At 68.1% G+C, this 9,231-nt stretch carries 10 protein-coding genes; all 10 read right to left on the reverse strand.

What is annotated here, in order from left to right:
- On the reverse strand, nucleotides 1–1,400 hold a 1,400-nt coding region (sbcB, locus tag AC04L7_RS06635), incomplete at its 3' end, for an exodeoxyribonuclease I (RefSeq protein WP_475512721.1).
- The gene (locus AC04L7_RS06640; RefSeq protein WP_475512722.1) at nucleotides 1,397–2,764 is read right to left on the reverse strand and encodes an FAD-dependent oxidoreductase; all 1,368 of its coding nucleotides are present in this window, start codon (nucleotides 2,762–2,764) and stop codon (nucleotides 1,397–1,399) included. The genes sbcB and AC04L7_RS06640, both read right to left, overlap by 4 nt.
- Before the next feature lie 15 nt (nucleotides 2,765–2,779).
- The gene (gene kynU, locus AC04L7_RS06645) at nucleotides 2,780–4,054 is read right to left on the reverse strand and encodes a kynureninase (protein ID WP_435998273.1); all 1,275 of its coding nucleotides are present in this window, start codon (nucleotides 4,052–4,054) and stop codon (nucleotides 2,780–2,782) included.
- Between the two features lie 163 nt (nucleotides 4,055–4,217).
- Nucleotides 4,218–5,228, reverse strand: a complete 1,011-nt coding sequence (locus tag AC04L7_RS06650) for an amidohydrolase family protein (RefSeq protein WP_435998275.1) — start codon at nucleotides 5,226–5,228, stop codon at nucleotides 4,218–4,220.
- Between the two features lie 79 nt (nucleotides 5,229–5,307).
- Nucleotides 5,308–5,715: a hypothetical protein gene (locus AC04L7_RS06655; protein WP_299342440.1), complete on the reverse strand. Its 408-nt coding sequence runs from the start codon at nucleotides 5,713–5,715 to the stop codon at nucleotides 5,308–5,310.
- Nucleotides 5,699–6,340 carry a nucleotidyltransferase domain-containing protein gene (locus AC04L7_RS06660; RefSeq protein WP_475512723.1) on the reverse strand — a complete coding sequence of 214 codons (642 nt, stop codon included), beginning with the start codon at nucleotides 6,338–6,340 and terminating at the stop codon, nucleotides 5,699–5,701. Before AC04L7_RS06660 ends, AC04L7_RS06655 begins: the two co-directional genes overlap by 17 nt.
- 44 nt (nucleotides 6,341–6,384) lie before the next feature.
- Entirely contained in the window at nucleotides 6,385–6,933 is a 549-nt protein-coding gene (locus tag AC04L7_RS06665) for a 3-hydroxyanthranilate 3,4-dioxygenase (protein ID WP_435998279.1), read from the reverse strand.
- Between the two features lies 1 nt (nucleotide 6,934).
- Nucleotides 6,935–7,366 (reverse strand): RidA family protein, encoded by a 432-nt coding sequence (locus AC04L7_RS06670; protein ID WP_475512724.1) that lies wholly within the window; start codon nucleotides 7,364–7,366, stop codon nucleotides 6,935–6,937.
- Nucleotides 7,359–8,033 (reverse strand): carbonate dehydratase, encoded by a 675-nt coding sequence (gene can, locus AC04L7_RS06675; protein WP_435998281.1) that lies wholly within the window; start codon nucleotides 8,031–8,033, stop codon nucleotides 7,359–7,361. Before can ends, AC04L7_RS06670 begins: the two co-directional genes overlap by 8 nt.
- 15 nt (nucleotides 8,034–8,048) lie before the next feature.
- The coding region (locus tag AC04L7_RS06680; RefSeq protein ID WP_475512725.1) for an aldehyde dehydrogenase family protein at nucleotides 8,049–9,231 on the reverse strand (1,183 nt) is incomplete at its 5' end.

Here is a 9,231-nt window from a genome sequence, read left to right on the forward strand (position 1 = left end):
CGGTCGAGCAGCGCCAGCTTGTCGGCATTGCCGGCCTGGCCCCGGCGCAGTTCGGCGACTTCCGCATCGAACTGGTCGAAGCTGTATTCGGACAGGCCGCTGTCCATCGCCAGGCGCCGGCGACGGTAGTCGTCCCAGCGCTGGCGATCGTCGGCGCCGAGGGTCTCCGGCCAATTGCGCGCCCGGTAGCGGAACAGCAGTTCCGGCAGCCGCGCATCGCGGAAGCCGAAATCGCGTTGGCCCAGCAGCGCGGGCGGGGTGGTGCGCACATCGGTGAAGCGGCGCTTGTCGGCGTCGGCGAGGAATCCGTCGTACAACGAGCCGTCGACGTCGCCGGCTTCGTAGGTGCGTTCCCCGGCAAACACCCGGCGCACGGTCTCCGCCAGTACGGGGCCGGCGTCGCGCAGGATCGCGGCGTGGCGCTCGCAGCGCGCGGGGTCGATGCCCAGCCGGTCCATGTCCGCCGGCCGCAGGTGCGACCACGCGACCAGCGCCGGCGCGCGGTTCAGGTGGACTTCCTTCAGCGGGATCCGCTGCTCGCCTTCCGGAAGGTCGACGGCCGGCGTGTACAGCCGGTCCGCGATGTCGTCCGGCGACATCGTGAGCAGCGGCGTCGGGTCGCTGTCGAGGTCGAACACCACCATGCGGCTGTCGATGCGCGGGTGCCGGGCCAGCGGCAGCACCGGTGCGGCGCACAGCCGGTGCGCGGGATAGCGTTGCGATACATGCAGCACCGGCAACATGGCGGTCGTGTCCAGCAGGCGCGCGGCGAAGCGCTTGTCGCGCAGTTGCAGGGCGTAGTCCCACAGCCGCGGCTGCGCCTGCCGCATCAGGCGCGCCAGCCCGATGGTGGCGAAGACGTCCGACAGCGCCTCGTGCGCATCGCCGTCGCGCACGCGGTTGGCCAGCGCCAGATGCTCCAGTCTGAAAGACGTCGCGCCATCGTCGCGCTTCGGCCAGACGATGCCGTCCGGGCGCAGCGCATGCATCAGCCGCATCACGTCCAGCAGGTCCCAGCGCGAGTTGCCGCCGCGCCATTCGCGTTCGTAGGGCTCGTGGAAGTTGCGGAACAGGCCGTGCCGGACGAACTCGTCGTCGAAGCGCAGGCTGTTGTAGCCCAGCGTGCAGGTCTCGGGACGTCCCATCTCGTCGGCGATGCGGGCAAACGCCTCGGCCTCGTTGACGCCCTCGCGCAGCGCCTGCTGCGGCGTGATGCCGGTGATGAGCGTGGCGATGGGCGAGGGCAGCAGGTCATCCGCCGGCTTCACGAAAAAACTGACCGGCTCGTCGACCACCTCGAGCGCGGGCGTGGTGYGCACGGCGGCGAACTGCGCCAGACGGCTACGGCGAGGATCGGCGCCGAAGGTTTCCAGGTCGTAGAAGAGGAAACTCGCGCTCACGCCACCGCATCCTCCAGGATCGGCAGCAGCGCATGCACATCGGCATCGATCGCCGCCCAGTCGATGCCCTCGAGCGACGTGCGCCCGGCGGTATGGCGTACCAGCAGGTCGCGCTGCACGTGGCTGCGGTGCTGGGCCACGGCATACGGGATGCGCATGAAGCTGACCATCGCGTAGTGGGGCACGAAGCGCTGTGGATGGCGTTGCTGCAGCGCCAGTTCCAGCTCGCGCTGCAGCAGGAAGCCGCTATCGTCGACCTTGTCGCGCATTTCCACGTAGTTTTCCAGCGCCATTTCCTGGATGGCGAGCGCGTTCGGCTTGCGCTCGGCCTCGAACGCGGCGAACGCCTGCGCCAGGTCGGAGGACGCCTGCAGATGGTGCGCCAGCGAGACGCAGTCCTCGAAAGCGCAGTTCATCCCCTGGCCGTGGAACGGGACCATCGCGTGCGCCGCGTCGCCCAGCAGCACGGCCCGGTCGCCGAGATGCCAGCGGTCCAGGTAGAGCGTGGCAAGCAGCCCGGTGGGATTGGCGTCCCAGTCCCGTTCCAGCTCGGGAATCAGCGGCACCGCATCGGCGAAGTCGCGCAGGAACAGCGCCTTGGCCTCGCGTCCGTTGCGCACACTGGCAAAGCTCGGGTCGCCCTGGTTGGGCAGGAACAGGGTCACGGTGAAGGTGCGTTCGTCGTTCGGCAACGCGATGCACATGTAGTGTCCGCGCGGCCAGATGTGCAGCGCATTCGGTTCCATCATGAAGGCGCCGTCGGCCGAGGGCGGGATCTCCAGTTCCTTGTACGAATGGTCCAGGAATTCCGTGTGTTCGCCGAGTTCTTCCCGTTGCTGCATCGCGCCGCGCAGGGAAGAGCCGGCACCGTCGGTCCCGACCAGTGCGGTGAATCCGACGGGATGGAGGCCCCCTTGTCCGTCGGCGAAGCGGGYGATGCGGGCATCGAAGTCGACGGCGTCCAGTCGGCGGTCGAAATGGATCTTCGCGCCGGCTTCTTCGGCGAGGTCCAGCAGCGTGATGTTCAGGTCGCCGCGATGGATCGACCAGATGACCTCGGCGTCGTCGCGGCCGTAGCGTTGCAGCTGCAGCCGCCCATCGAGCGCGTGCACCATGCGGCCGCGCATCATCACGGCCTGCCGCATCACCGCATCGTCGGCATCGGCCATGCGCAGCGCATGGCGGCCGCGCTCGGTGAGCGCGAGGTTGATGGATCGGCCTCCCGCGTAGCCCTGCACGCGGGGGTCGCCGCGCTTTTCGAACACGTCCACCCGCCAGCCGGCGCGGGCCATCAGCGTGGCCAGCAGCGCACCGGCAAGACCGGCGCCGATGAGGGTGATGTGTCGAGGCGTCTCAGTGCCCAAGCGCGCGTCTCCCGATCAGAATCCCCGCCACGTCTCGACTTCCTCGACGAAGCGGTGGACATCCATGTAGCGGTTGTAGAGCGGGGCGGGCGAGATGCGGATCACGTCCGGTTCGCGCCAGTCGCCGACCGTGCCGACGGAGAGCAGGTATTCGAACAGTTCCCGCCCGCGCTCCCGGCCCCCGATCACCCGCAACGACAGTTGCGCGCCGCGCTGGGTCGTGTCGCTGGGCGTGATGATCTGCAGGACATCCGGGAGTCGTGCCTGGATCAGCGCTTCCAGCAGGCCGGTGATCTTCAGCGACTTGCTGCGGATCGCCTCCATGCCGCCGGCTTTCTCGAACAGTTCGAGCGACGCGCGCAGCGGCGCCAGGCCCAGGATCGGCGGATTGCTGAGCTGCCAGCCCTCGGCACCCGGCGTCGGCACGAACTCCGGCGCCATGCGGAAGCGGGTTTCCTTCTCGTGGCCCCACCAGCCCGCGAAGCGCGGACGGTCGGTGTGGGCGTGGCGCGCATGCACGAAGCAGCCCGCCACCGCACCCGGACCCGAGTTTAGGTACTTGTAGTGGCACCAGACCGCGAAATCGACCTCGCTGTCGTGCAGGCGCAACGGTATGTTGCCGACGGCGTGGGCCAGGTCGAAGCCGACCACCGCCCCCTGCGCATGCCCGAGGCGCGCGATCTCCGACAGGTCGAACGCCTGGCCGGTGCGGTACTGGATGCCGGGCCACAGCACCAGCGCCAGGCGCGGGCCATGCTCGGCGATGGCACGTTCGATCGCCGCCATCGACAGCGTGCCGTCGGGCTGGTCCGGCGCCACTTCGATCAGGTCGGTGGCGGGATCGAACCCATGGAAGCGCACCTGCGATTCCATCGCATGCCGGTCGGAGGGGAAGGCACCGGCTTCCATCAGGATCGCCGGCCGCTCTGCCGTGGGCCGGTAGAAGCTGACCATCATCAGATGCAGGTTGGTGGTCAGCGTGTTCATCGCCACCACCTCGGCCGGCTCGGCGCCGACCACCCGCGCCAGCGGCTCACGCACCAGCTCGTGGTACGTCATCCATTGCGCGTTGCCGGTGAAGTGGCCTTCGACGGCCTCGTTCGCCCACTTGTCCAGCACTTCGTTGAGATAGGTGCGTGCCCCCTTCGGCTGCAGGCCGAGCGAGTTGCCGCAGAAGTAGACCTGGTCGTTGTGCTTGTGGCGCGGGATCAGGAACTCGTTGCGGAGCGGACGCAGCGGGTCGGCGGCGTCGAGGGCGATGATGTGGGTGCGGGACAGCGGGTCGGTCATCGGGCTGGAGATGGTCGGTAGGTTGTGGGAGCGACATGAGTCGCGACCGTGGAGTGTCGGTGGAGATGACGCTGGATGGGCTGGTTTCCCACGAAAATACCGAGGGTCCTCGCAAGATCATGCCGTGCGGTCGCGACTGACGCCGCTCCTGCAGCGAGCACCCTCACAGGAACCTCGATGCCGACAGCCCCAGCCATTCCAGCGCGGTTCCGTGGTACAGGCGCGCCTGTTGCACCTCGTCCAGGCCCAGCGCGGCGATGCCGGCGCCCGGCTCCTGTTCGCCGAGCGGGAACGGGTAGTCGGTGCCGAGCATCACCCGCTCGTGGCCGACGGTGTCCAGCAGGTAACGCAGTGCGCGCGGATCGGCGACCCAGGAGTCGAAATAGACGCGGCCCAGGTAGTCGCGCGGGTTGCGCGGGTTATCGGTGGCGACGAGGTCCGGCCGCATGTTGAAGCCGTGTTCGATGCGGCCGATCGTGTAGGGAAAGCTGCCGCCTCCGTGCGCGAAGCACACCTTCAGCTGCGGCAGGCGCTCCAGCACGCCGCCGAAGATCAGGCTGCACGCGGCGCGCGACTGTTCCGCCGGCATGCCGACCAGCCAGGGCAGCCAGTACTTCTGCATCGAGGCCGCGCCCATCATGTCCCACGGGTGCACGAGGATCGCAGCCCCCAGTTCGCTGGCGGCCTGGAAGAAGTCGAACAGCTCCGGTGCGTCCAGGTTCCAGTCGTTGACGTGACTGCCGATCTGCACGCCCTGCAGGCCCAGCTGGTCCATGCAGCGCTCCAGTTCCTGCATCGCCAGGCGCGGCGACTGCAGCGGCACCGTCCCGATGCCGGCGTAGTGGCGCGGGTAGTCGCGGCAGGCCGCGGCGGTATGGTCGTTGAGCGCCTGGTGCAGTTCCAGTGCGTGATGCGGCTTGGCCCAGTAGCTGAACATCACCGGCACCGTGCTGATCACCTGTACCTGCACGCCGAACTGGGCATAGTCGGCGATGCGTTCTTCCGGGTCCCACGTCTTGGGCCAGATTTCGCGGAAGAACTTGCCGTCCTTGTAGATGCGGTGGCGCCCGTCGTCGCCATGGTGGATCACCGGAAAGCGCAGATCGCCGTACTTGGCCGCGAGGTCCGGCCAGTCGCGGGGCAGGAAGTGCGCATGGGTATCGATCTTCAGCATCGCAGGATTGTAGGGGTTGCCCGAAACGGATTCGCGCTGCAGTGCCGCGATGGGGAAAACGCAACCACCGCGTGCACCGTCATCGTTCCAGCGCGTCGGAGACGCGCTCGCAGGCCGCGACCAGGTCGTTGACCAGGCGCTGGTCCACTTCGACATGCCCCTCGTACTCGGCGAGGTTACGCAGGTCGTGCGCCTTGGCCAGCACGCGCCAGACATCGGGCCCGAGTCCTAGCGTATGCGGCAGCACCTGGAAGACGATGTAGCGGTGGCGCGCACGGAACCCCGCACGCCGCAGCGCCGCAAGGCTCAGCGCATGGGCCGCGTTGTACGCCAGGTCGAAGCGGCTCTCCAGCGACAGTGCGTCGTTGTGGGCATCGGCGAGCCGCGCCAGTCCCGAGCGAAGCAGGCCGGCAGTCTCTTTCCTGTCGGGTGGCTCAGGGCTGAGCGGTCCGCTGTGCGTGGCCAGTTTCTCAAGCGGCGAGGTCATCTTCGCCCCCGATCAGCCATTGCCTCGGCTGCTGCAGCACGCGGGTGACGAAGCTGTTGCCGGCCTGGCGGCGACGCTCCAGCTCGTCGCGGGTGTAGACGGTCGGATTGACCTGCCGGCCCAGCCGTTCGGCCACCGGATGCAGGGCCAGCATCACCTCGGCGTAGTCGAGATCGTCGGCGACCAGCATCAGGTCGATGTCGCTGCGACTGGTGTCGCTGCCCTTGGCGATGGAGCCGTACAGGAAGGCGGCATGGATGCGGTCGGCCAGCGGCGCGAGTGCCTCGCGCAGCGGCTCGGCCAAGCCGAAGGTCTTGCGGACGATCGACACCAGCTCGTCGTGTATCGGGGCGTCCGGATCGGCCCGGTAGCGCTTCTGGTTGCCGACGTGCTCCACGGTCAGCAGGCCGCTGCCCGCCAGGCGCGCCAGTTCGCGCTGGACGGCGCCGCTGCCGGCACCGGTCGCCTGGATCAGCTCGTTGRCCGCGTAGCTGCGTCCCGACCCGCCAAACAGGCATGCCAGCACACGTTGCTGCGTGGTGGTGAACAAGGCCCCCGACAGGCTGGCGGTGGCATAGCGCGCGGCCGCTTCGCTGACCCTGCCGGATCGGGGGGTGTCGTTCATGCCCATATCGGGCACGATAATGCCCAGATTGGGCAAGTGCAAGCTCAGGTGATGTCGGCCCGCGAGTCCGCCTGCATCTCGTAGCGGCTCGGGCGCGGGTTCAGGTGGCCGCAGGCCTTGCAGGTACGCAGGTCATCGTTGCGGTAGAAGGCTTCGAACACGCGGAAGAAGTCCTGCTCGATGTCGTTGAGGTGGAAGTACTCCTCGTAGACCTTTTCGTTGCACCGCTCGCAGAACCACAGCAGGCCGTCGTCCTCGTGCGGCAGGCGCCTGCGTTCGATCACAAGCCCGACCGAGCCCGGCATGCGCTGCGGGGAGTGCGGCACGCGGGGCGGCAGCAGGAATATCTCGCCGGCGCGGATCGGGATGTCGCGCACGGCGCCCTCTTCCTGGATCCGCAGCACCATCTCGCCTTCCAGCTGGTAGAACCATTCCGGGCCTTCGTCCCAGTGGTAGTCGGTGCGCGCATTCGGTCCGCCCACCACCATGACGATGAAGTCACCGTCGTAGATCACCTTGTTGCCGACCGGGGGCTTGAGCAGGTGGCGGTGCTCGTCGATCCAGGCCTGGAAGTTCAGCGGGTTCGGCAGCATGTCAGCGGCGCTCCGGCACGTGCGCGACGCATTTCAGTTCGATGGCGATCGGGGTGGGAAGCGAACCGATGCCCAGCGTGGTCCGGCAAGGTGCCRTGGCCGGGTCGGGGAAATACTCCGCCCACACCGAGTTGTATCCCTTGAAATCATGGACCAGGTCGGTGAGGTACACGGTCACGTCCACCAAATCGTCCCAGCGTGCGCCGCTGGCCTGCAGTACCGCACGGACATTGGCAAAGACAGCCCGGCACTGCGCATCGATGTCGTAGCTCACCAAGCGCCCGTCCGCGTCGTGCACGTTGCCGACGATGGCGTTGGTCGCCGGATCGCGCGGACCGATGCCGGACAGGAACAGCAGGTCGCCCACGCGCCGCGCATGCGGATAGTGCCCGACGGGCTTCGGCGCGCCGGCGGCCTGCACCACGTCACTCATCGTGCTTGCCCTTGGGCGGCACGCCGGCGAGGGCGCGCTGGTAGGCGGGTTGCAGGTCGTCCGGGGCTGAGACGTCCATGCCGAGTTCGCGCACGCGGCCGTCGAACAGGCTGTAGACCCAGCCATGGATCGCCAGCGGCTGCCCGCGTGCCCAGGCGTCCTGCACCACGGTGGTCTGGCAGACGTTGAAGACCTGCTCGATGACGTTCAGTTCGCACAGGCGGGCATGGCGCAGGGACTCGGTGTCGACCTGCTCCAGCAGGTCGGCGTGCTTCATCGCCACGTCCGCCACGTGCCGCAGCCAGTTGTCGGCCAAGCCGACGCGCAGCCCGGTCATCGCCGCGTGCACGCCGCCGCACCCGTAGTGGCCGACCAGCAGGATGTGCTCGACCTTCAGGATGTCGACGGCGAACTGGACCACCGACAGTGCGTTGAGATCGCCGTGCGACATGACGTTGGCGATGTTGCGGTGGACGAATACCTCGCCGGGATCCAGGCCCAGGATCTGGTTCGCCGGCACGCGCGAATCGGAGCAGCCGATCCACAGGTAGCGCGGCGACTGTTGTTGCGACAGCCGCTTGAAGAAGCCGGGATCCTCCCGCTTGATGCGGTCGGCCCAGTCGCGATTGTTCTGCAGCAGTTTTTCGAGTTTGGAAAGGTCGGACATTCGGTTCGATGATCCTCAGCGTAGTGCCACGCAGACATTCTTGGGTTCGGTGAAGAAACGCATGGCCTCCACGCCGCCTTCGCGGCCCAGGCCGGACGCGCCGGTGCCGCCGAACGGCGTGCGCAGGTCGCGTGTCATCCAGGTGTTGATCCAGACGATGCCGGCGCGCAGCTGCGCGGCCAGGCGGTGGGCGCGGTCCAGGTCGCGCGTCCATACAGTCGCGGCCAGGCCGTAGTCGCCGGCGTTGGCGAGCGCCAGCGCGTGCGACTCGTTCTCGAAGGGCAGCAGGGTGACGACCGGACCGAAGATCTCTTCGCGGTTGGTGGTGGCCTCAGGCCCCAGCCCGTCGATCACTGTTGGTGCGATATACCAGCCCGGCCTGTCCAGTGCATGGCCGCCGGCGAGAACGCGGCCACCCTCGAGGCGGGCCCGCTGGATGCAGGCCAGGACCTTGTCGAACTGCACCTGCGAGGCCATCGCCCCCAGGCGCGTCGCCGGATCGTCCAGCGGTCCGGCGTGCAGGTCCCGCACGCGCTCGAGCAGCGCGTCGCGGAACTCGTCGTGGATCGCCTGTTGAACCAGCAAGCGCGAGCCGCACAGGCAGATCTGGCCGGCATTCTGGAATGCAGAGCGGAGCAGGGTATCCAGGTGCGCACGCCAGTCGCTGTTGGCGAACACCAGCGTCGCGTTCTTGCCCCCCAACTCCAGCGACACTTTCTTCAGCTGCGGCCCCGCCAGCCCGGCGATGCGCCGGCCCACCGCGGTGCTGCCGGTGAACGAGACGGCCTTGATGGCCGGATGCAGCACCAGCGGCTCGCCGACCGCAGCCCCGGTGCCGTGCACGATGTTCAGCACACCGGCGGGCAGGCCGATCTCCGCGGCGAGTTCGCCGAGCATCGTCGCGGTCGCCGGGGTGATCTCGGACGGTTTGGCCACGACCGTATTGCCGGCTGCCAGGGCGGGCGCGATCTTCCACGTGAACAGGTAGAGCGGCAGGTTCCACGGAGAAATCGCCGCCACTACGCCCAGCGGCTGTCGCAACGTGTAGTTCAGTCCGGCCTCGCCATGGTGCGATTCGCTGGCGAACTGCGTGGCCGCATGCGCAAAAAACCGCAGGTTGGCGATGGCGCGGGGAATCTCTATATCGCGGGCCAGCGACAGCGGCTTGCCGGTGTCGCGGGACTCGGCGGCGGCAAAC

This window comes from Pseudoxanthomonas sp. LjRoot204_2, from assembly GCF_056175765.1.

What these genes read in the sequence shown, in the direction of transcription:
- kynU (WP_435998273.1), bottom strand. Translation starts at nt 4,054, where the DNA reads ATGACCGACCCGCTGTCCCGCACCCACATCATCGCCCTCGACGCCGCC.
- AC04L7_RS06650 (WP_435998275.1), bottom strand. Translation starts at nt 5,228, where the DNA reads ATGCTGAAGATCGATACCCATGCGCACTTCCTGCCCCGCGACTGGCCG.
- AC04L7_RS06655 (WP_299342440.1), bottom strand. Translation starts at nt 5,715, where the DNA reads ATGACCTCGCCGCTTGAGAAACTGGCCACGCACAGCGGACCGCTCAGC.
- AC04L7_RS06665 (WP_435998279.1), bottom strand. Translation starts at nt 6,933, where the DNA reads ATGCTGCCGAACCCGCTGAACTTCCAGGCCTGGATCGACGAGCACCGC.
- can (WP_435998281.1), bottom strand. Translation starts at nt 8,033, where the DNA reads ATGTCCGACCTTTCCAAACTCGAAAAACTGCTGCAGAACAATCGCGAC.